A 22,287-nucleotide genomic window follows, 5' to 3' on the forward strand; every position below is an offset into this window, starting at 1 on the left:
TCATAGCTGTAGTTGCAGCAACCGATCTTCAGCTCAGTTGACCACCACGCCAGCGACTTCCTTGCAGTCGTTGCAGATCCCCCGGGTCGATCCGCCGATTGCATTACCGGCATCGTTTTCGAAGCGCCTCAATGTGCATAACCGCCTGCAGATGGCGGTGACCCTGCCGCTACCTGCCTGCCATCGCCATTTCCCTTCCATCATCAAACGCGGAATCTGTTCGCAGCGACACGAGCTTCGGGGTCTGCCCGTCAGTGGCTGTCTATCACCAACCCCGGAATCTGTCCGCCAAAGGTCAACCGACACAAGCCTCGTCATCTGTCTGCCAGTGGTCAGCCGGTACGAGCTTTGGGAGCTATCTGCCAGTGGCAGGCCAACATGAGCTTCGGAAGCTCGCTGCTAGTGGCCAGCCGGCACAGAGCGTGCCGATCACCACGCCATCAGTGGCGCAGGCTCGCTTGGTCGAGTGCAAAGGCACTGAGCGCTTGCGGGTTACCTGGTACGTAAATACAGCGACGAGCCACGTGTTGCTTCCGCCTCATGTGTGCCCGGGAGGCCGCTCAGCCGCGTGCTGCGCCGGACAACCCGCGCTAGCGCAGTAGAGCTAGAGCAGCTCATTGTCGTCGAGCTGGCCCACGGTGCTGCCGTGTGTGGCCTGCACTTCGTCCGCGTCATGGCCCTGTGGGTCGGATAACGTCGAGGCAAGCGCGGCTAGCAAGCATGCATAGCGAAACGGCATCTCACCTGCCATCGGCAACTTCAGTTGGCATGGGTGTCATCGCATCTCACGCACTCACGCACTCACGCACCAGCCGCAGGCTCGGGCGCAGGCCCGCCAATCCACGCACCAACGATCGGCTGCCCGAATCCATCGCACCGCCTCCCAGCAAGGCAACAAAAAAGGCGGCCGAAGCCGCCTTTCGATCTATGCGTTATCCAGCCACCAGGGTCAGCGCGGCGATGCCACCGACTTGCCGGAAGAGGCGCCCTTGCCGGCCGGATCGGGGCGCTCGGCCAGCATGTTCTCGCTGCCGAAGTCGCCGTCCACATCGATATCCAGCCAGCGCTTGGCCGGCAGGCCAAGGGCGCGGTCGAGGATGGTCGGCAGCATGCCCGAGGGCAGGCCGCTTTCGCCGTTCCACATGATGGCAATGCCGAGGTCGCGTTCGGGCAGCAACGCCACCAGGCCGCGATAGCCCTGCACGGCGCCGGCGTGGAAGATCACCTGATGCCCGGCGTAGTCGAACACGCGCCAGCCTAGTGCATAGCTGGCCGCATCCACGCGCTCATGACGCCAGCCCGAGCGCATTTCGCCCGGTGTGGAGATCAGCGGTGCGTGCAATGTCGCCAGTAGCGGTGCAGGCAGCACGTCGGTGCGATGCCCGGTGTGGGCCAGCAGCCACTGCGCCATGTCGCTGGCGCTGGCATTGACGCCGGCAGCCGGTGCCAGGCGGTAGTAGGTCGGCTTGGGCGTCAGCGACACCCAGCCATTGCGGCTGCGCACATGCGGGCGTGCCCAATGCGGGCTGGCCTGGATACCGGCCAGGCCCATGCTGGCATCGTTCATGCCCAGCGGTTTGAAGATGCGGCGCTCCACCGATTGCTCATAGAAGCTGCCCGAGGCCGCGAACACCACATCACCGACCAGGCTGAAGGCGACGTTCTGGTAGGCATAGCAATCGCCAGGCGCGCAGCGCAGTGGCGCGGCTGCCAGCTTGTGGCTGAGCGAGTAGTAGTCGGCGTTGGATTCAATGTCGCGGTCGTAGGCGTTGCGGGTCAGGCCGACGCGGTGGCTGAGGACTTCGGCCACGGTGAGCTGACGGGTGGCAGTGGAGTCACTGAGCTGGAAGCCGGGGACGTAATCCACCACCTTGCTGTCCCAGCGCAGCACGCCGTCGTTGACCAGCAGCCCGGCCATGGTGCCGGCAAAGGCCTTGGACAACGACGCCAGCCGGAACACGGTGTGGCCGTCGACAGGCTGCGGATGATTGACGTCGGTGACGCCATAGCCGCGCGCGCTGAGCACCTTGCCGCCCTGCACGATGGCCATCGCCATGCCAGGTACGCGGTTGCCGTAGGTGAGCTGGTCGGCCATCGACTCGAACGAAGGCACATCGAAGCCGGCGGCAGGCGCCAGCACGCTGCTGGCAGGCAGCGACGTGCGGTAAGGCAACGGAGCCGTGGGCGACTGCGCGGCGGTCGCCGGCTGCAAGCTATTGGCAGTCAGGGCAGGGGTCTGCGCGGTGGAAGAAAGCGCCAGAGGCAGCAATGCCCCGAACAGCCCAACGGCCAACGGACGGAACCGTCGGCGCCTGCGTATTTCTGTCATGGTGTTCCCGCCTGTTCCACTGCCTCCGGCGATTCTAGCGCCGCGCTTTGCAATAGCACAAACTGCCGGAAGATGAATGGGCATCGTATTGATCCTATTGATGATTCTGCTTGTGAAAAACCCCGCATGCAGCGCGCCTGGGCGGGCATGCAGACACCACGATCAGGCAGCTGCAAGCCGCGTGCCCAGGTGCCGGGCAGGCCTCGCCAGGACCGTTAAAACCGCGCAAGTGCTTGGCGCCGCTGGCTGCGAACGCGTGCATCGGCTAACTTGCGCGCTTTCCTGCGGGCGCTGCGTTGCCATGGTCTTGTTGTCGAGTTCGCCGCACCGAACGTTGTCATGCCGATGAACGGCCAGTCATCTTCGCGTCCATCGGTGGCCCACCTGGCGGGTGCTTTGCGCAGTTCTCCGCCGTTGGCGTGGTCGTTCCTGTACTTCTTCTGCCTGCTCAGTGGCTACTACGTGCTGCGCCCGGTGCGCGAAGCGATGGGTGCATCGGCGGATGTGGCGGCAATCTTTCCGGCCGGCATGATTGCGTTCTTCGGTGCACACGGCATGCCGCTGAAGGACTTCACCTTGCAGGTGCTGTTTACCTGCACCTTTTTGATCACCCTGCTCCTGCAACCGATCTACGGGGCGCTGGTGAGCCGCTACCCGCGCCGTGTGTTTCTGCCGGTGGTATACGGCTTCTTTATCGCCACGCTGCTGCTGTTCTATGTGCTGTTCGACACCGGTGTTCCCGGGCGCGGAATGGCGTTCTTTCTGTGGACGGCGGTGTTCAACCTGTTCGCCGTGGCGGTGTTCTGGAGCTTCATGGCCGATGTCTTCAGCAATGCGGAGGCGCGCAGCTATTACGGCTATATCGGTGCGGCCGGCACCATCGGCGCGTTCCTGGGGCCGATCCTCACCCGCACCCTGGTGGAGCGGATCGGCATTGCGCACTTGATGCTGGTGTCGGCCGGCTTTCTGGGGATGTGCTTGGTGTGCCTGTTGCGCCTGCGCCTGTGGGCGGTCGCACGCGAGCAGGAGCGCCAGGTGACCTCCGGCGAAGTGCCGATGGGCGGCGACGTGTTGGGCGGGCTGAAGCTGATCGTGCGCGAGCCGCTGCTGCGCTGGCTCGCGGTCATGGTGGTGTTTGGTGTGGGCGTTGGCACGCTGCTGTACAACGAGCAGGCCGCGCTGGTGCGGCGCCTGTATACCGATGCGGCAGCGAGCACCGCCTACTACGCCAACATCGATCTGGCGGTCAATGCGCTCACGCTGATCCTGCAGTTACTGGTCACGCGCGCCCTGTTGTCGCGCTTCGGCATTGCACCCGCGCTGCTGATTCCTGGCGCGGCGATCATCTTCGGATTCGCCGTGTTGTCTGCCTCACCGTTGCCCATGATGCTGGCGATCGTGCAGGTGGTGACCCGTTCCAGCGAGTTTGCCCTGGCCAAGCCGGCGCGCGAGACGCTATACACGCGCGTCGATCGCGAATGGCGCTACAAGGCCGGGGCCGCGATCGACACCGTGGTCTACCGCGGCGGCGATCTGAGCGTTGTGTGGATCCACAAGGTGGTGTCGGCGTTCGGTTCCAGTGTCGTCTTCGGTGTGGGCGTGTTGATCGCATGCGGCATGACGGTAGGCGCCCTGGGCGTGCTGCATGAGGCACGCAAGCTCCCCGCCGAACGCGATGCGGCATCAGGACGCGCGCGCGAGTAAGCCGCACGCCAGTCATCGCCGCTATGCTGGCGCCTACCTTGATCGAGCCAGTCCCTATGTCCATGTTTGCCATCGTTGCCGGCCTGTGTGTTGCGCTGCTGCACGTCTACATCCTGGTCCTGGAGATGGTGCTGTGGACGCGCCCACTGGGCCTGAAGACCTTCCGCAACACGCCGGAGAAGGCACAGGCCACCCGCGTGCTCGCGGCCAATCAGGGGCTCTACAACGGCTTCCTTGCCGCCGGCCTGTTCTGGGGCGCGCTGCAGGCCCGCATCGACGTGCTGGGCTTCTTCCTGGGCTGTGTGGTGGTGGCGGGCTGCTACGGGGCCTACAGCGTCAATCGCCGCATCTTCTTCGTGCAGGCGTTGCCGGCGCTGATTGCATTGGCACTGCTGTGGTTACCGGGTTGAAGTCGCTATTGCTTTGGTAGCGGTGAGCGGCCGACGCGCTGCAACCGGCGTGCAGGGCACGTTAGGCGGGAGTTTGGCAGCGCATCGTCGGTTTGTTGGGCGCGTTCCAGCGTGTCTTCCGTTGGCGCTCGGGTAGGGCGCTGTGCTGCTGCCTGGCGACGCCAGCGCTAGAAGTGGAAAGAGATCACCTCCCGTTGCGCCGAACGAGATTGTGCAGGGTGCCAAGTGACCTCCGCAGCGATGCACAGCCAGGCCAATCAGCGCAGTAGTGCAGGTGCAATGACGATTGCTCTCTTGCGCGCGGCAAGCACTCGTTCGCCAGGCTCCAGAGACAACAGTGGCGAAGCACAATCCGCTCGCAGAGACGCTGTGCAACAAGCCTGCATCTCTCTGAGACAAAACGCGGCCGGACCCATCGGCGCAATCGCTCCACGCGATGCCTACAGCGTTTTGCACATTCGCCAGTGCGCATTTGCCACCTCAGAACAGCAACGGCCAGCCTGAGCCCGCCGTTGCAAAGACGCTGCGCGACGAGTCGCTCATCCCCTTCTCATCAACGCTGCCGGATCAGTCGGCATGACCATCCACTCGCTGACAACGGCACGTTCGCCTGCGCTCACGGGTCAAGCGCCAGAAACAACAACGGCGAGCCTGAGCTCGCCGTTGTGCTTGTTCCTCGTTGCTGCCCTTACGCGGCTTCGCGCGGCTGCTGTGCCTGCGGCTTGTCGTAGAAGCTGGCCGCGCGCAGTTCGTGCGGATCGAAATCGTCCACGGTGATCGTGTCCATCATGATCTCGCGCAGCTCTTCCAGCAGCTTGCGCTCGTCCAGGGTGAGCACGCCCTCGGCCACGGCTTCGTCCAGCTGCGCCGGGAAATCCAACGCCTCGATACCCTTGGTCTTGAGCGCCTTCAGGAACTTGCGTTCCACCGGCTCGGCCATCACGGCCTTGGTCAGGTAGCTGGCGATACGGCCGCCCGGATTGTTGGCGCATGGTGTGAGGAAGACGCCCTGTGCCAAGCGATCGCGTGCTTCGTTAGGTGCCATCAGGATCGATGCCACACGATGGCCCAGGCGGTCGCCCGGTGCTTCGGCACGGCGGCCCAGCGGGAAGATCAGCACCCACATCAGCCAGCCCACCGGGCGGATCGGGAAGTTACGCAGTGCCGCCGACAGCGCGGTTTCGATCTTGTGCACGCTGTCGTGGAAGGCCCAGGCCAGCAGCGGCTGGTCGGTCGCCGGTGCGCCTTCGTCGTGATACCGCTTGAGCATCGCGCTGGTCATGTAGATATGGCTCAGCACATCGCCCAGGCGACCGGACAGCGACTCCTTGAACTTCAACTTGCCGCCCAGCATCAGCATCGACACGTCGGCCATCAAGGCCAGGTTGGCCGAATAACGATCCAGCTTGCGGAAGAACCGACGCGTGTACGCATCGCCCGGCGCCGCACCGATGCGCGCACCGGTCAGGCCGAACCAGAACGAGCGCACGGCGTTGGAGATACCGAAGCGGATATGGCCGAACAGGCTCTGGTCGAACTCTTCCAGGCCGCGACGCGTATCCGGATCCTGCGCCGCCTTCATTTCCTTCATCACCCACGGATGGCACAGGATCGCGCCCTGGCCGAAGATCAGCAGGCTGCGGGTCATGATGTTGGCGCCTTCCACGGTCACACCGATCGGTGCGGCCTGCCAGGCGCGGCCGGCGAAGTTGCGCGGCCCCAGGATGATGCCCTTGCCGCCGATCACATCCATCATGTCGCTTACCACTTCGCGGCCCATGGTGGTGCAGTGGTACTTGGCAATCGCCGACGGCACCGACGGTACATCGCCACGATCAACCGCTGCGGCAGTGGCCTGCGCCAGTGCGCTAATCGCATACGCCTTGCCGCCGATACGCGCCAGCGCTTCTTCCACGCCCTCGAAACGGCCAACCGACAGGCCGAACTGCTTGCGGATGCGTGCGTACGCACCGGTCACCACTGCAGCGTACTTGCCACCGCCACTGGCGGTGGAGGGCAGGGTGATCGAGCGGCCCACGGCCAGGCACTCGTTGAGCATGTTCCAGCCCTTGCCGACCATCTCCACGCCGCCGATCAACTGGCTCAGCGGAATGAACACTTCTTCGCCATGGATCGGGCCATTCTGGAACGGCGAATTCAACGGGAAGTGGCGGCGGCCGATCTCCACCCCTGGGGTGTCGCGCGGCAGCAGTGCCAGGGTGATGCCGATGTCTTTTTTGTCGCCGATCAGGCCGTCCGGGTCATAGGCGCGGAACGCCAGACCGATCAGCGACGCAACCGGCGCCAGGGTGATGTAACGCTTGTCGAAGGTGAGCTTGACGCCGAGCACGTTGGCGCCGTTCCACTCGCCCTTGCAGACGATGCCGTAATCCGGAATCGACGTGGCATCGGAGCCTGCGAACGGGCCCGTCAGGCCGAAGCACGGCACCTCGGCACCCACCGCCAGACGGGGCAGGTAATAATCTTTCTGTTCCGGCGTGCCGTAATGCAGCAGCAGCTCACCCGGCCCGAGCGAGTTCGGCACACCGACGGTGGAACTGACCACGCTGGAGATCGACGACAGCTTCTGGATCACCTTGTGGTGCGCCAGCGCACTGAAACCCAAGCCGCCGTATTGCTTCGGAATGATCATGCCGAAGAACTTGTGCTTCTTGATGTAATCCCACAGCTCCGGCGGCAGGTCAGCGTGGACATGGGTGATTTCCCAGTCGTTGACCATCTTGCACAGCTCTTCCACCGGGCCATCCAGGAACGCCTGCTCTTCGGCGGTCAACTGCGGCTTGGGATAGTTGAGCAACTTCTGCCAGTCCGGATCACCGGTGAACAGCTCGCCCTCGAAACCGACCGAGCCGGTTTCCAGCGCAATGCGCTCGGTCTGCGAGAGCGGCGGCAGCACCTTGCGGAAGAACGCCATCAACGGCGTGGTCAGCAGTGGCTTGCGCAGGAACGGCAACAAAACCGGCGCTGCAATCAGCACGACCAGCGCGGCTGCAACGATGGTGGCGGTGAGGTTGCCCCCCAACAGCCAGCACGCCACCAGCACGCAGGCGCTCAGCGCGACCCACGTGGCAAGGCGCATGCGGTGATAGGCAGCGATGCCCGCCGCCAGGATGACGAGGAGGAACGGTGCAACGATGCTCATGGTCTTGCTCCAGTGACATGCTCGGTAATGTTGGACGCGGTGCTGATGCCAACCGAGGGAAGTGCGTCCAGATAATGCAACACGGTGGCGGTAAACGTGGTGTTGTCGTCGCCGGCCAGCATGTGCGTGGCGTGCAGCAGTTGCACGTGCTGCGCATGCGGGGCGATCGACAGGAATTCAGTGATGGTTTGCGGCGTGACCAGATCGCTGCGTCCGCCGCTGATCAGCAGCATCGGGCACCGTACCTGTGCGGCAGCCTCCATCAGTGCCTGTTGCTGCGCCTGGCTATCCTGGCCCGCCAGTTCGCTGACCAGGCGCGGATCCCAATGCCAATGCCATTGCCCGTCGCTGCGCTGGCGCAGCAGCAACTGCAGTTGCGCGGCACTCTTACGCGGGCGCTGCGGCAGATATGCGGCAATTGCATCGGCAGCCGCATCCAGCGATGCAAACCCCTGCGGATGCGCGGTCATGAAGCACAGGATGCGCTCCATGCCGGTGGTATCCCAGCGTGGCGTGATGTCCACCAGCACGATCGCGCGAAACAAGCCCGGCCAACGCGCTTCGGCCAGCAGGCCGAACAGCCCGCCCATCGACGCAGCTACCAGCACCGGTGGCTCGGGCAACTCACCCGCCAGCACGATCAGGTCATCGGTAAATTGCGCCGCCGAATAGGGCAGGGACGCAGGATTGATACTGGAGTCGCCATGCCCACGCGCGTCGAACGACAGCGCCTGATAGCCGGCCTCCGCCAGTGCCGTGGCCGTCGCTTCCCAGGCATGACGTGTCTGCCCGAATCCATGCGCCAGTAACACGGTGGGCGCATTGCCAGCACCACGCCGCGAAACCGCCAACGACGCATCTCCCACGCTGATGCGAGCAAGGGATGCAGTCTCGGCGAGGCTAGAGGGATGGCTGACCATACCTAATGGTATGGATCCCGCCCGGGTGATGTCAATACTCCCTGGTATGGACGGTTAAACCGTTGAATTGCCGCGCTTTGCGCTATCGGCAGATGGCGCATACTGCAACCGACCCGAGCGTATGGTTAAATCGTCACAATGAACGACATCACCGAATCCAGCCCTGCCACTCCCCGCGCCAGTTCCGGCCGCGGCAATCGCCTCAGCGCCGACGATTGGGCGCAGGCTGCGCTGGATCTGATTGCCGAACAAGGCGTTGGCGCCGTTGCGGTGGAACCGCTGGCGCGCCGTCTGGGCGTCACCAAGGGCAGCTTCTACTGGCACTTCCCCTCGCGCGACGCACTCTTGCAGGCCGCACTCGAACGCTGGGAAATCTTCGAACAGAAGGAAGTGTTCGGCAGCCTGGAAGACGTGCCCGATCCAAGCGCTCGCCTGCGCGCGCTGTTCCAGCTGGTTGCGCACGAGGTCAAGCCGCATGTGATCTACAGCGAGTTGCTCAAGGCGCTGGATCACCCCGCAGTACGCCCGGTCATCGACCGTGTCTCGCAGCGCCGCCTCGACTACCTGATCGCCTCGTTCCGCCAAGCCGGCCTCAGCCGCACCGACGCCCAACACCGCGCCCGCCTGGCCTACGCTGCCTACGTCGGCTTCCTGCAGCTCTCGCTGCAACTGCAGCAACCCAAGCAGGCCCGCGAAGATTTCGAAGCCTACGTCGAGCATGTGATTCAGACGTTGATTCCGGGGTAGGCGAAAGGCTGAACTGCTTCTTGCGCAGGCCACAAGCCTGAAATGCAGGACAAAAAAAGCGGGCCGGATAACCGGCCCGCCTTCTACACAACAGACTCAGACGCTTAGAACGAGAACGTCACACCCAGCGTATAGAAACGACCAATGGCGTCGTAGAAGTTGGGGAACGTGTTGCCGCTGTTCTCTGTGGTGTCGCCAATCGTGTTTCCGACCACTGGCGCCTTCTTGTCCATAAGGTTGGCCACCGACAGATTAACCTCTGCGTTGAACGGCAGCTTGTAGTTAACGCCGAAGTCGAAGTAGCTATACGAGGGAATCTCGCTGTAGCTAGCAAACCAGGTGCCGGTATTGGGCTCCACTTCCATCTTGCTGCTGTAGCGCCAAGCCAGCGAGACGGAAAGATCGTTGTAAGACCAGCTGGAACGCAGGATCGAACGGTACTTCGAGTTGGGTGTGCAGCTGACGCTGTAGTGGCCGAGGCAATCGCGGTTTTCGGACTCTGGCGTCGCCTGCGATTCCAACGTCGTCACGAGTGTTGCGTCATACGCCAGATTCAGGCGGCCCAGCGTGCCCGGCAAATCAAAACCGTACTTAAGACCAAGATCGAAGCCGTCGGTTTTCAGTGTGCCCTGGTTGCTCAGGATCAGCGAGATGCCAGGAGACGTCGTACCGTTGAAGGTGCCCGTCAGCGGCGACCGGCCAACCAGTGCGCAGTTGCCATTAAACGCCAGGCCCGGGTTCAGCGCGGGGTCGTAGCAGCCGGAAATTACGTCGTCAACGCTCTGCGAGGAGATGGTCTTCTCCATCTCGATCTTCCAATAATCCAGCGTCATTGCGAAGTCAGAGGTGGGATTCCATACCAGGCCGATTGTCTGCGTATCCGCCTGCTCCGGCGTCAACAGCGGATTACCACCACTGAGGATGTTGACCTGACCAGCATTTGGCTGTGCAACGAGTCCTGCGGAGCCGGCTGGAACACCTGTCTGGACGCAGAGATTGGACAATGTCCCAGGCGTGTTTGCCTGCCCCGCATTGATTGCGCCACCCGCACACGGATCCGTGTCGAGATTGCCCAAACCCGTCACCTGCGGTGCAAACAATTCACCAATGCCCGGTGCACGGTTTGCGCGCTGGAACATGCCGCGGAAGCGGAGGCTTTCGATCGGTGCCCAGTTGAGCCCGTACTTGAAGCTGCCGTATTTGTCGCCAGTACCAGCGTTGGTCGAGAAGTCGGAATACCGATAGCCCGCCTCCAGCGATAGCGCATAGAAGCCTGGTGCGTTATCAACAAGCGGGACGATGAATTCACCGAACGCTTCATTGATCGTGAAGCCACCTTGGCGATCCGGAACAGGAGCACCGGTACCCATGACTTCGCCTTGGATCTGCGTCGGGCCGTCAGAGCGCGTAGCGGCAGTTGCACGACGATGTTCTGCGCCTACAGCAACGCCGATCGGATAGTCGGACCAAGGGCTCTTGAATCCACCCAGGTCACCAGAAAAGTTCAAGGCCGCGTTGTCTTGCTCGACGTTCTGGACAGAGAACGCACTCAAATTGACGAAGTTGATCGCTTCGGGCGAAGCAGAACCTTCGGCACCCCAAATATTGAGCGGTACACAGCCGTTGCTGGGGTCGATACAGGTCGTGCCATCAAGCGACATCAACGCTTGGCGCGTCTTGGAAAGCGATCCCCAGTTGCGTGATTCGGACAAACGCTCAGATTCACCATGCGACCAGAATGCGTCGTACTTCCAGTTGTCCGTAATCGCGCCACGCAGGCCTGCGGTTACCTGGAAGGTCTTGGTGTCGAAGCGATTGATGCGTGGACCCAGTTCGGTCAAGCGACGCCCGATCGTCAGGCCTTCAATCATCGTGGCGTTGCCCGGGACACAGTTGGCCGCGTCGATGCCATAGGCCTGACAAAGCTGTTGACGAGCCGGCTCGGGAATCAGCGGATTGCCGATCGGCATATCGAATGCTTCTTGGAACAGGCCAGTGGGCGCCAACGATGCTTCCACGCGCGAGCGGGTGTAGTTCACCTGTCCGTAGGCTTCCGCATGCTCATTGATCTCGTAACGGCCCAGGGCGGTTGCTTGATAACGATCAAGCCCGGTCTGGAAGAGATTAACCGGATTGAAATTATAGGTCTGGATGTCGCTGACAATCAGACCCGTTGCTGGATCAATCTGGCCTCTGCCATCGAGGGTGCCGTCATCGCCAGGCGTTCCCCAGACACCGGGAGGTCCCGCGATGAGCGAGGGAACCGTCGTGCCCGATCCCTGCGGGTTGCCGCTACCGGAAGAACGCGATACTTGGCCCCAAGCCCGGTCACCCTGAAACACGGGGTCAACCTTGGTATGGCCAACGCTGAAAACGACGTTGCCTTTACCATCCGAAGAGTTGGCGCCCATTGTGGCTTCGATGCGCTGACGTGCGCCATCGCCATACTTGGACTGGCCGTACGAGCTCTGAACTTCAACGCCCTCGAAATCGCGGCGCAGGATGAAGTTGGCCACACCAGCAATGGCGTCAGCACCGTAAACCACCGATGCACCACCGGTCAGCAGATCGACACTCTGGATGAGCGCAACCGGGATCGTGTTGGTGTCAACAACGCCGGAAAGATCGTAAGGAACAGGGCGGCGGCCATCGACAAGCACCAAGGTGCGATTCGAGCCAAGACCACGCAAATCGAGTTCGGCCGCACCTGTTGCACCGTTGTTGGTGCCGGGGCCAACCGTCGGGGAGACGCTCGGCAACTGCTTGACGAATTCTTCAACTGCGACGGGCTGCGTACGCATGAAGTCTTCGCGTTCGATACTGGTGACCGGGCTGCTGGTGGTCAGGCCAGGCGTGGAGATGCGGCTGCCGGTGACAGTAATGGTGTCGAGCGTCGCTGCTTCATCGGCGGTCTTGCTTTGCGCTACGGCGGTCGAAGACAACGCAGCGTTACCTGCGCCCAGAACGAGCGCGAAGACAACCGCATCGCGCAGCTTGTTGGACTTGAAATTCATTAGCTCTCTCTCCAAGTGATCTTGGGTACTGCCAAGGGTTTGTTGGCCCGGCGGGGGATCCGAAGAAGCGGATCCAAAACGTCAGGGTGAACCGATGGTATATGCGTTGCGTCAGGAATTAAAGTCCCGTTAATGAAAAAGAAGAAAGACGTGAAATCGGGCGACGAACGGTCGGCCACAACGCAAAACGCCACCGGCTGGTGACCGGTGGCGTTGCTAAATTATTTTTTCGAATCAGAGGCTTACAGGTCTTGCTCGTACCTGACGTACGGGATGGTCCCGTCGCTGTTGCTCTCATTGTTCGGGGCAAACGGGTTCTTGCCGCGGGAAATGACGTTCTCCGCGCCGACCGTGAGCTGGCCGCTCCAGGGGGTGCGCCAGGTCAGGCCCAGGCCCAGGCCTTCCCACTTTTCCGGCTGGCCGGGGACGTCGACCACGCGCCCGATGACATTGGCGCTGAAGGCGCCGTAGCCGCCGCCGACGCTCAGAGTCTTGCTGTCCCATTGGTCGGCAATGGCCGGCGAGACGTCGGCCAGCGGCACCAGGCGGGCGCGGGCGTAGGTGCCACCGATGGACACGAAGCCTTCGCGGCCGATGTTCTTCTGGCCGAAGACGGTGAGATCGTTCTGCTCCACACGGGTCAGTGGGGCCTTGCCGGCACCGATCAGCCAGGAGGGCAGGGTGTCGCGGCCGGTTCCCGCGGTTACGCCGGCGCGTGCGCCGTTGCGGTTGAAGCCCAGCGTGGCAGACACACGGCGCGAAGCGGCCGCGCTGTCTTCTTCGTCATCGCCGATACCTGCGAGCAGGCAATGGCTGGCAAGGCCGCTGATATTGGTGCCGCGGCTGCTGTTGCACAGCAGGCCGAGCGAATCGCCGGAGGTCAGGCCGAACGCGGCATCGAGCGAATTACGCCCGAAATGCCAGCGCGCGCCGGCCTTCTGCTCGCCGGTCGGTTCCAGATAGAGGAAGGCTTCGACCTTGCCGCTGCCCTTGTTCCATACCGGCAAGATGGTGCTTTCACGGATCTGGGCTGCCGACTGCGCGTGCACGCCGCTGGCTGCCGCGAAGGCAACCAAGAGAGCGAGCGGAAGGCGCAGAAGGTGTCGCATACCAGAGTTCAGACCCAGAGGCAGGTGTTAAGTTCCCGATAGCGGGCAGTGAGGATGCTAGGGTGTTTATGAATATTTAACAAGTCCTCGCTCTCCCCAGAACGTCGCTTGCCAGATGCTCTACTGCAACCGTTCTGGCGCATCCTGCGATGGCTGCGCCTCGCTGAAAAGTACGTCCAGCTCGGTCAACGGGAAGTGATACTCACGCCCGCAGAACTCGCACCGCACCTCGACTTCCCCAGTCGGCTCCGCTGCCGCGCGCGCTTCGTCTTCGCCCAGCGACTGCAGCATGGCGGCGACGCGCTCGCGTGAGCAGGAACAGCCGAAGCTTAGCGCCTTGTTGCCCACCAATTCGGGCGCTTCTTCATGGAATAGACGATGCAGCAGGTCTTCACCGGCGACCGAAAGCAGTTCCGGGGCGCCCAGGGTGTCGAACAGGGCGCCGACGCGGGTCCAGCCGTCGGTGTCGCCTTCGTCGCCGGGCAGCTTTTGCAGCAGCAGGCCAGCAGCCTGGTCTGGGCCGGCGGCCAGCAGCAGGCGGGTGGGTAGCTGCTCGGATTGCAGGAAGTAGGTTTCGAAGGCTTCGGCCAGATCCGGCGCCTGCATGCCCACCAGGCTCTGGTAGCGCTGTGGTTCGCGCGGGTCCAGGCCGGGGTTCTCGATGGTGATGGCCAGCAGGGCATCGTCGCCGAGCTCGCGCAGATCGGTGGGCGCATCGGCACCGTCGGCGATCTGGACGATGCCGCGCAAGGTGCCGGCGGCGGTGCATTCGGCAAACAGCGTGCGCAGGCGGTCATTGCCGCGCAGTTGTACCGACAGCCGGCCGTCCACCTTGGTGTGGCCGGTGAACAGCGCGGACGCGACTGCGGCTTCGCCAAGCAACTGGCGTGCAAATGGCGGGTAGTGGGCAGCGCCCTGGATGTCGCGCCAGGCCTGGGTCAGACGCACATGCACGCCACGCACGCCGGCGGCAGGCAACAGGAAACGGGAAAGCTGATCGTGATCGGTCATGGGAGCGTCGGACGTAAGGGACGCCAGTGCCGGATAATGCGGCAGGCATCGGGATGAAGGTCGTAGCGAACAATGGGGACGGACGGATTGGATGACAAGCAGGCCAGGCCACCGCGTCGGGCGCGGCGTTGGCTGCGCTGGATGCTGGCGGCACCATTGCTGTTTGCTGCAGCGAGCGTGCTGCAGGTGTTGGCGCTGCGCATCATCGACCCGCCCATCAGCACGGTGATGGTGGGCCGCTACCTGGAGGCCTGGGGCGAGGGCGAGGCGGGGTTCTCGCTGCACCATCAGTGGCGCGACCTCGACGAGATCGCGCCCAGCCTGCCGATTTCGGTGGTGGCCGCCGAAGACCAGCAGTTTCCGTCTCACCATGGGTTCGATCTGCAGGCGATCGAGAAGGCACGCGACTACAACGCGCGCGGTGGCCGCGTGCGCGGCGCCAGCACCATCAGTCAGCAGGTCGCCAAGAACGTGTTCCTGTGGCAAGGCCGCAGTTGGGTGCGCAAGGGGCTGGAGGCTTGGTACACGCTGCTGATCGAGCTGTTCTGGCCCAAGCAACGCATCCTGGAGATGTATGTGAACGTGGCCGAATTCGGCGACGGAATCTACGGCGCGCAAGCGGCGGCGCGGCAATTCTGGGGCAAGGATGCGTCGCGGCTGACGCCGACCGAATCGGCGCGTCTTGCAGCGGTACTGCCATCGCCGCGGCGCTATGACGCGCGCCGCCCCGGCGCTTATGTGCAGCGCCGCACTGCGTGGATCCAGCGCCAGGCCCGTCAGTTGGGTGGCCCCGGCTATCTGCAGGCGCCATGAGCGCGACCGCGATGCTGCCGGCCGATCAGAACGCTCCGCTCACCGCGGAACGCCTGACCGTGGTGATTGCCGCCTTCAACGAAGCGACCAGCATCCCGTTGCTGCACCCGCGCCTGCAGGGTGTCCTGGCTGGCCTGAGCGGCGTGCAGACGCACGTGCTGTATGTCGACGATGGCAGCACCGACGACACCTGGCAGGTGCTGCAGGCGCTCACCGAGGCCGATGCGCAGGTCAGTGCAGTGCGCTTATCGCGTAATTTCGGCAAGGAAGTGGCGATCTCGGCCGGGCTGGACCATGTGCAGCCGGGTGCGGTGGTGCTGCTGGACGCGGATGGCCAGGATCCGCCGGAGCTCATTCCCGAGTTCGTCGCGTTGTGGCGCGCCGGGTACGACAACATCTTCGGCACGCGGGTGTTTCGCGAGGGCGAGAGCTGGTTGAAGCGTGCGGCCGCACATGCGTTTTACCGGGTGATCCGGCAGTTGTCGCGGACGCCGATTCCTGCCGACACCGGTGATTTCCGGCTGCTCTCGCCTCGGGTGGTGCAGGCGCTGCAGCAATTGCGCGAACGCCATCGTTTCATGAAAGGGCTGTTTGGCTGGGTGGGATTTCGCCAGGTGGCGCTGCCGTACCGGCGCGCGCCGCGCCTGTCGGGGCGCAGCAAGTTCACGGTGTGGCGGCTGTGGAATTTCGCGCTGGACGGCATCACCAGCTTCTCCACCGTGCCGCTGCGCGCGGCCACCTACCTGGGCATGCTGACGGCGCTGGTGGCGTTCGGGTTCGGTGGCTGGGTGATCGTCAAGGCGGCGCTGATGGGCGACCCGGTGCCCGGCTGGCCGACCATGATGTCGATCATCCTGTTCCTGGGCGGCATCCAGCTGATCGCGCTGGGCATGATCGGCGAGTACCTGGGGCGCCTGTACGACGAGGCCAAGCAACGGCCGCTGTATCTGATCGATACGTATCGCGGCGCGGCGGGAGTATTCTCGGGCGACCAGTCCAATCGCGGAGCAGGCCATGCAAACGGTACGGCAGCTGTTGGGGATGAAGCAGGTTGAGGTGTTTTCCGTCGCGGCCGACGCCGCGGTGATCGAGGCCATCCGTCTGATGGCCGACAAGGGCATCGTTGCGGTGTTGGTGATCGAGGGCGAGCGCCTGGTTGGCATCGTGTCCGAGCGGGATTACGCGCGCAAGGTGGTGTTGCGGGACCGTTCCTCGTCCAGCACCAGCGTGGCCGAGATCATGAGCCACGCGGTGGTGACGGTGTCGCCCGCAGACTCGGTCGAGCACTGCATGCAGCTGATGACCGATGGGCGTTTCCGGCATCTGCCGGTGGTGGATAACGGCCGCGTGCAGGGCGTGATTTCCATCGGCGATCTGGTCAAGGCGGTGATCGAAGCGCAGCAACAGGACATCGACCAGTTGCAGCGCTACATCGCCAGCTGAGGCGAGGCGTTACTGCGCGTACTTGCCGCCGCAGTCGCTGTCCTTGCCGGGGCCGGGTTCGAAGGTCGCCAGCAGGGCAGCGGGCGGGGCGATGCTGCCCAGTGCAACCGCGATGGCGCCACGCACGCCCAGCGCCTTGAAATCCGGGCGGAACGACGGGTCCTTGAAGGTCCCGCCGATCCGCAGCGGCGAGCGCAGGCTGAGGATGCTGCGATCCTTCGGGCGCGGGCGCAGCAGCAGATCCAGCTGCTCGTCCTTCAAGCTGATACTGCCTTCGCCGATGATGATGGTGTCGGTGCTGTCGAAGGCCAATGCGCGCGATTGCATCACGCCATCGCGCACACCGAAGTCGCCGAAGATGCAGCGCACCGGAATCTGCCGGTCGCGGGTGACCAGGTATTTCAGCGATTCGGCAATATCCAGGCCGGCCAGTTCCATGATCAGGTTGCCCACGTGACCGCGGCCCATGCCCACACCGATCGAGCCGTCGGCGGTACCGAGCATGGTGGCGATCGAGTTGCCACGTCCTTTCAGATCCAGATCGCCACCGATCGCACCAGACGCCTGCTTGGCCAGGGTGGCATCAGGGAACAGCTTGTCCAGGCGGATACCGCGAATCGCGGCCTGCAGTTGGGTGGAAATCACCGGGTTGCGTGCGTCCATGCGGATGGTGGAGCGGATATCGCCGCCCGCCACGCCGAAATTGAGTGGATCCAGCTGCAGCAATCCATCCTTCAAGCGCAGCGATGCATCCATGTCGTCCAGTGGCCATGACGGTGCATTGATGCGCTGCGCGCGCCAGCGCACCTGCGCATCCATCGCCCGCAATTTGGACAGGTCATAGGGCGTGTCGGGCAGTACGCGGCTGTTGGCCGCCAATTGCGCTGCCTGCTTCTTTTGCTCGGCGTTGGCCGATTCGTTGGCGCCGGTCTTGGGCGGTGCGCCGACAAACCCGGCGAGGTCGTCGAAATCCAGGCGTTTGGAGGCCAGATCGGCGCGCAGGAAGGGGCGCTTGTTGCGCAGATCCACTTCGGCGGTGCCTGAGAGATCGCTATCGCCGGCCTTGCCGGTGAAATCTTCGTAGCGCCAGATATCGCCGTTGCGGCGCAGGCGGCCATCCAGCGTGTACGGCGGGGTGGAGGGCATCGCCACGCCGGTTAGCGGATACAGGTCTTCCATGTCCTGGCCGCTCAATGCCATCTGCAGGTCGAACACCTGGAACTGAAACGGATTGGTCAGCGTGCCGCGCACGTGGGTGCGGGTGGCCCCGGCACTGCCGCGCAGGTCGATCCGGAACGGGTGCTCGGTCTGGCTCAGCTCCAGCGGCGAGGCGGTATTGCCTTTGAGCGTGAAGGGATAGCCCTTCCAGCGACCCTTGCCGTCGATGCCGATCGGTGCGGCGCGCTGATCGCTGCGCGGTGGTGCCAGGCTGTTGATGGCGACGTCCACGTCAGACTTGTTGGCCGCATCGATGTACTGCAGCCGGCCGTCCTGCACCAGCAACCGGCCCAGTCGCGGCAGGGTGCCATCGCCGCCGCTCGTCTCGAACACCCAGTTGCCGGGGTGGGTGTCGTCGCCGGCTTCCAGTATTACTTTGGCGTGCTCTAGCCGGATCTCCGGCAGGCGGACCTTGCCGCGCAGCAATGGCCAGAATTCGACATCGATTTCGGCTGAGCGCATCTGCGCCATGGGGCCGCGCTTGGACCATGCGGCGTTGCCCAGGCTCAGCTGTTCGCCGCGCACGGTGACGATGCGGCCCAGATCCACATCCAGATGGCCCAGGTGGAATTCGCGCCCGGTCTTGGCGCTGACTGCGCGCTCCACCGGGCCGCGCAACCAGTTCCAGTCGAACACCAGCACCAGGATCACGATCAGTGCCAGCACGATGCCGGTGCCGATCAACCAGCGGCGTCGGCGTGGTTGGCGAGAAGGGCGGGCGGCGATGGGAGCGGTCGGGGTAGTCACCCGACCCATGGTTGGCGAAGCCTCGTGCACGGCGCGCGAACGCGCCATCGGTCACACGATTTGCGCGGTGACCGCCACAAAGTGGCAAGCGCTGCCGGCGAGCACGAACAGATGCCAGATGGCGTGGAAATAGCGCTGCGTGTCGCGTTGGTAGAAGTAGGTGCCCAACGTATAGAAGATCCCGCCGGCGAGCAGCCAGCATAGAGACCAGGTGTCGACCGCTGCCAGCAGCGGCTTGATCGCCACGATGATCAGCCAGCCCATTGCCAGGTACAGGATGGTCGACAGCAGCCGGAAGCGGCCAGTGAAAAACAGCTTGAATATCACGCCCGCTGCGGCGATGGTCCAGATCGCAGCGAACAGGCTCCAGCCCCATGGCCCACGCAGGTTGATCAGCATAAACGGCGTGTAGGTGCCTGCAATGAGCAGATAGATCGCGCAGTGATCGAGCACCTGCAGGCGGGCTTTGGCACCCACGTGCGGGATGGCATGGAACAGCGTGGATGCGACATACAGCAGGATCAGCGTGGCACTGAAAACGATGGTGGTGGCCAGCTGCCAGCCATCGCCGTAAATCGCGGCCAGGGTGATCAGGACCGAGCCACCGGCCAGTGCGGCGATCGCGCCCAGGCCGTGGGTCACCGCACTGGCGATTTCATCGCGCAGGTCGGTGGAGGGGGGGCATCTGCATTCATGCCCAAAAGGTACCGTAACCGCGCAAAAATCGCATCGCCAGCGGTGGCGCTGGCTTGTGGCGATTCAAGTGGCGGTCAATCGACCGCGGTGGCGTAAGCGTGTTCGCGCGTTGCGGAAAAGCGCACGTCCGGCGCGCGTTCCTGGGCCAGCTGCAGGTTGACCCGGGTGGGTGCGAGATACACCAGTTGCCCGGCCGCATCGATGCCCAGATTGCCGGCGTTCTTCTCGCGGAACTCTTCGAGCTTTTTGGGGTTGTCGCAGTGCACCCAGCGTGCGGTGGTGACGCTCACCGGTTCGAAGATCGCATCCACGCCGTACTCGTCCTTGAGCCGGTAGGCCACCACGTCGAACTGCAGCACACCGACCGCGCCGAGGATCAGGTCGTTGCTCATCAGCGGGCGGAAGAACTGCGTGGCGCCTTCTTCGGACAATTGTGCCAGGCCCTTCTGCAACTGCTTGAGCTTGAGCGGGTCGCGCAGGCGTGCGCGGCGGAACAATTCCGGCGCGAAGTTGGGAATGCCGGTGAACGACAGCGACTCGCCTTCGGTGAAGGTATCGCCGATGGAGATGGTGCCGTGGTTGTGGATGCCGATCACATCGCCCGGCCACGCTTCGGCGGCGATCTCGCGATCGGAGGCCATGAAGGTCAGCGCGTTGGCCAGCTTCACGTCCTTGCCGCTGCGCACATGCAGCGCTTTCATGCCGGCAGTGAGCTTGCCCGAGCACACGCGCATGAACGCCACGCGGTCGCGGTGCTGCGGGTCCATGTTGGCCTGAATCTTGAACACGAAGCCGCTCAACTTGGGCTCGACCGCTTCGACGCGGCGGCCGGTGGTATCGCGTGCCTGCGGCGGCGGTGCGTGCTCGACGAAGAAATCCAGCAATGGCTGCACGCCGAAGTTGTTGACGCCCGAGCCGAAGAACACCGGCGTCTGCTGCCCGGCGCGGTAGGCATCCAGGTCGAACGGATTGCTGGCGCCTTGCACCAGTTCCAGTTCCTCACGCAGTTCGTCCAGCATCTGGGTGCCGATCTTTTCGGCAAGGCCCGGCGCATCGAGCGAGGGAAAGATGGTGGAGTCCTGACGGGTGAAGTTGCGGCCCTGCTCGTACAGGTGCACTTCGCCGGTGATCAGATGCACCACGCCCTTCAGGCGCTGGCCCATGCCGATCGGCCAGGTGACCGGGGCACACTGGATGCCCAGCACGGTTTCCACTTCATCCAGCAGGTCGATCGGGTTCTTGCCTTCGCGATCGAGCTTGTTGATGAAGGTCATGATGGGGGTGTCGCGCAGGCGGCAGACTTCCATCAACTTGATGGTGCGTTCTTCCACGCCCTTGGCCACGTCGATCACCATCAGCGCCGAGTCCACCGCAGTCAGCACGCGATAGGTGTCCTCGCCGAAGTCGGCGTGGCCGGGGGTGTCGAGCAGGTTGACGATCTTGTCCTCGTACGGGAACTGCATCACCGAGGAGGTCACCGAGATGCCGCGCTCTTTTTCCAGCGCCATCCAGTCCGAGGTGGCGTGGCGGGCAGCCTTGCGTCCCTTCACCGAGCCGGCCATCTGGATCGCACCGCCGAACAGCAGCAGCTTTTCGGTCAGCGTGGTCTTGCCGGCGTCGGGATGGGAAATAATGGCGAAGGTGCGGCGGCGCGCGGCTTCGTTGGAGACTTCGGACATGAGGGAGCGCGCCCGGTCGGACGCCTGCGGAAACTGAGGAAGCCGATGATTATAGCGGCTTCGGTGCGCCGGCCTGCGGCAGGCCAGGGAGCCTGGCTGGCGCTGGCGGCACGCGTCAGGGCGCGGGCGAGGGGAAGTGAAGCTCGCCTTGTGGGCCACTCATCCGGAATGGCAGCGAGATCAGCCGCAGGCCGACATTGCGTTGCACCGCGAAATGCAGGTGCGGCGCGGTGCTGAAGCCGGTGCTGCCGGCGCTGCCGAGCCGCTCGCCGCTGCGCACGCGCTGACCGGGGTGCACCAGCACGCCCGTCGGAGCCAGATGGGCGTAGATCGCCATGCTGCCGTCGGCATGCAGCAGGCGCACCAGGTTGCCGCCACCGGCGTCCGGCCCATGCGGGCCGGCTTGGTCGGCGCCTTGCTGGATCTCCATGACCACGCCGTCGCGGGCGGTCAGCACCGGGGTACCGGCGGGCAGGGCGAAGTCGATGGCATACCAGTTGGGATCGTCGCTGTGGCTGTACTGGCCGCCATAGCCCTGGTCCACCTGGATCGGCACATCGCGGAACGGCAGTTGATAGCGCGCTTCCTGCAGTTGCGCCTGCGGGTCGCCGGGCACCACCTCCAGCCGCAGGCCGAGCCCGTCCAGGGGCCTGCGCTGGCTGACCGGGTACACGCGGGCCAGCAGGCGCCGTTCGCGCGCGCCCAGCGACTGCACCAACGGAAGCTGCGGCACGGCGCGGTAGTCGGCGCTGGGCGGCGCGCTCAGGCGCACTTCGGCCGGGCCGTCCAGTGGATTGACGGCCCAGGCCAGATACACCGGTGCATGCCATTCGAGCTGCAGGGCCGGGCCCGGCGCGGCGGCGGTTTCGGCGCGTTGCGACGCACTTGCAGGTGGCGTTGCGCCCACTGCCGCTGCGCCAGGCCAATGCCAGCGCTGCTGCGCGGCGACCGGTGCCGCGGGGATGCACAACAGCAGGATGACGGCGGAAACGGCGGCACGAAGCATGGGCGAGCGACTGCAGTCGAGGTCGGGCGAGAGGGGCGCAAGTATGCGGTCCATCACAGCCAGGTGGTATCGGATGAAAATATATCTTTCCATCCGCATGAAGAGATTGACATCGCAAAAAGGCGGTGGCATCGTAGCCTCACCATCGAGACCGGCGGAGGGACAGGCCCTTTGATGCCGGGGCAGCCAGCGGAGCGCGCAAGCGCCCGCGTTTGGTGCCAAATCCTGCGGGGACCTCCGCGTCCGCCGAAAGATGGTTCGAATCGTGCCCTCCGCAC

The 22,287-nt window shown here is 64.0% G+C and carries 15 protein-coding genes, 1 pseudogene and 1 riboswitch; of the genes and pseudogenes, 6 read left to right on the plus strand and 10 right to left on the minus strand.

The window, feature by feature from the left end; genetic code table 11:
- Positions 1-949: 949 nt before the first annotated feature.
- Positions 950-2,293: a serine hydrolase gene (locus tag ACD584_RS19760; protein ID WP_014508534.1), complete on the minus strand. Its 1,344-nt coding sequence runs from the start codon at positions 2,291-2,293 to the stop codon at positions 950-952.
- 375 nt (positions 2,294-2,668) lie between these two features.
- Between ACD584_RS19760 and ACD584_RS19765 the strand changes: the two genes are divergently transcribed.
- Positions 2,669-4,033 (plus strand): NTP/NDP exchange transporter, encoded by a 1,365-nt coding sequence (locus ACD584_RS19765; protein ID WP_076036588.1) that lies wholly within the window; start codon positions 2,669-2,671, stop codon positions 4,031-4,033.
- Between the two features lie 56 nt (positions 4,034-4,089).
- Positions 4,090-4,443, plus strand: coding sequence for a DUF1304 domain-containing protein (locus tag ACD584_RS19770; protein ID WP_076036589.1), 354 nt, complete (start codon positions 4,090-4,092; stop codon positions 4,441-4,443).
- Between the two features lie 688 nt (positions 4,444-5,131).
- Here ACD584_RS19770 and ACD584_RS19775 read toward each other — a convergent pair.
- The gene (locus ACD584_RS19775) at positions 5,132-7,606 is read right to left on the minus strand and encodes an acyl-CoA dehydrogenase (protein WP_076036590.1); all 2,475 of its coding nucleotides are present in this window, start codon (positions 7,604-7,606) and stop codon (positions 5,132-5,134) included.
- Entirely contained in the window at positions 7,603-8,526 is a 924-nt protein-coding gene (locus tag ACD584_RS19780) for an alpha/beta fold hydrolase (protein ID WP_175611596.1), read from the minus strand. Before ACD584_RS19780 ends, ACD584_RS19775 begins: the two co-directional genes overlap by 4 nt.
- Positions 8,527-8,664: 138 nt before the next feature.
- Between ACD584_RS19780 and ACD584_RS19785 the strand changes: the two genes are divergently transcribed.
- Entirely contained in the window at positions 8,665-9,273 is a 609-nt protein-coding gene (locus ACD584_RS19785; protein WP_011037993.1) for a TetR/AcrR family transcriptional regulator, read from the plus strand.
- A gap of 104 nt (positions 9,274-9,377) precedes the next feature.
- Here ACD584_RS19785 and ACD584_RS19790 read toward each other — a convergent pair whose 3' ends face one another.
- The 3 genes from ACD584_RS19790 to ACD584_RS19800 form a co-directional block, all read right to left on the minus strand.
- Positions 9,378-12,287, minus strand: coding sequence for a TonB-dependent receptor domain-containing protein (locus ACD584_RS19790; RefSeq protein ID WP_076036592.1), 2,910 nt, complete (start codon positions 12,285-12,287; stop codon positions 9,378-9,380).
- A gap of 242 nt (positions 12,288-12,529) precedes the next feature.
- On the minus strand, positions 12,530-13,363 hold the full coding sequence (locus ACD584_RS19795) for a hypothetical protein (protein WP_175611831.1): 834 nt from the start codon (positions 13,361-13,363) through the stop codon (positions 12,530-12,532).
- A 153-nt stretch (positions 13,364-13,516) separates the two neighbouring features.
- Positions 13,517-14,407 (minus strand): Hsp33 family molecular chaperone HslO, encoded by an 891-nt coding sequence (locus ACD584_RS19800; protein ID WP_011037990.1) that lies wholly within the window; start codon positions 14,405-14,407, stop codon positions 13,517-13,519.
- 72 nt (positions 14,408-14,479) lie between these two features.
- Here ACD584_RS19800 and mtgA point away from each other — a divergent pair, with 72 nt between their 5' ends.
- From mtgA to ACD584_RS19815, 3 genes are read left to right on the plus strand one after another with little or no spacing between them, the layout of a single operon-like run.
- Positions 14,480-15,220: a monofunctional biosynthetic peptidoglycan transglycosylase gene (gene mtgA, locus ACD584_RS19805; RefSeq protein ID WP_050912107.1), complete on the plus strand. Its 741-nt coding sequence runs from the start codon at positions 14,480-14,482 to the stop codon at positions 15,218-15,220.
- An 11-nt stretch (positions 15,221-15,231) separates the two neighbouring features.
- Positions 15,232-16,275: a glycosyltransferase family 2 protein gene (locus ACD584_RS19810; RefSeq protein ID WP_076037808.1), complete on the plus strand. Its 1,044-nt coding sequence runs from the start codon at positions 15,232-15,234 to the stop codon at positions 16,273-16,275.
- Positions 16,235-16,663, plus strand: a complete 429-nt coding sequence (locus ACD584_RS19815) for a CBS domain-containing protein (protein ID WP_076037809.1) — start codon at positions 16,235-16,237, stop codon at positions 16,661-16,663. The genes ACD584_RS19810 and ACD584_RS19815 overlap by 41 nt, the downstream gene beginning before the upstream one ends.
- Positions 16,664-16,672: 9 nt before the next feature.
- On the opposite strand, the gene ACD584_RS19820 is transcribed toward ACD584_RS19815, so the two are convergent.
- From ACD584_RS19820 to ACD584_RS19835, 4 genes and pseudogenes are all read right to left on the minus strand, one after another.
- Positions 16,673-18,637, minus strand: a complete 1,965-nt coding sequence (locus tag ACD584_RS19820) for an AsmA family protein (RefSeq protein ID WP_372357325.1) — start codon at positions 18,635-18,637, stop codon at positions 16,673-16,675.
- A 42-nt stretch (positions 18,638-18,679) separates the two neighbouring features.
- A pseudogene (locus ACD584_RS19825) lies at positions 18,680-19,323 on the minus strand (hemolysin III family protein).
- A gap of 75 nt (positions 19,324-19,398) precedes the next feature.
- Complete coding sequence (locus ACD584_RS19830) at positions 19,399-21,003, minus strand: peptide chain release factor 3 (RefSeq protein WP_076036595.1); 1,605 nt, start codon at positions 21,001-21,003, stop codon at positions 19,399-19,401.
- A gap of 115 nt (positions 21,004-21,118) precedes the next feature.
- On the minus strand, positions 21,119-22,009 hold the full coding sequence (locus ACD584_RS19835) for a M23 family metallopeptidase (protein WP_076036596.1): 891 nt from the start codon (positions 22,007-22,009) through the stop codon (positions 21,119-21,121).
- Positions 22,010-22,148: 139 nt separating this feature from the next.
- A riboswitch (SAM riboswitch) is annotated at positions 22,149-22,269 on the plus strand.
- Positions 22,270-22,287 lie beyond the last annotated feature (18 nt).

Origin of the sequence: Xanthomonas sp. NCPPB 2922 (assembly GCF_041520885.1) — a bacterium.
GTDB classification, from domain to species: domain Bacteria; phylum Pseudomonadota; class Gammaproteobacteria; order Xanthomonadales; family Xanthomonadaceae; genus Xanthomonas; species Xanthomonas campestris.